Genomic DNA, 479 nt, shown 5'->3' with positions numbered 1-479 from the left:
AACTTACGCAGTGATAGTTCCGAAAAAATAAGTGCGGTTGTAAAAGATTGTGAATCTAAAGAACTATGGGTCATTACTTTTGGTCCTTCTACCAGGATTATTAACGATGTTATTTTTCATGATACCTTTTATGCCTATGAAATTACAGATACTGGCATTAACACCACACCAGTAATATCAAGCTTTCCTTCTCTAGAAATTACAGATCCTAGAGGATATCTAAAATTATCACCCGATGGTACTAAAGTAGCCTGTGCCAATGTAACTTCAGGCTTGTTTCTTTTTGATTTTGATGTAAACACTGGGCAAGTTACTAATCAATCTCGAATAACTGTAGATACCTCGCTTCCAAGTAAGCCGCAATCCCCTTATGGTCTAGAATTTTCCCAAAATAACGAACTTCTATATGTTACGGCATATTATGATGCCCCAGACCCTATTGAATTTAATACCCCTAGTGCACAGTATACATCTCTAAT

1 pseudogene is annotated in these 479 nt (G+C 36.3%); it reads left to right on the top strand.

Annotated features, from left to right (window positions below):
• Positions 1-479 (top strand): annotated as a pseudogene (locus J8281_RS19055) (hypothetical protein); the annotation flags it as partial.

This window comes from Aquimarina sp. U1-2, from assembly GCF_017897595.1.
GTDB lineage: Bacteria > Bacteroidota > Bacteroidia > Flavobacteriales > Flavobacteriaceae > Aquimarina.
The sequence above is the reverse complement of the archived record's forward strand: the minus strand, read 5'-3'. Positions and strand labels throughout refer to the sequence as shown.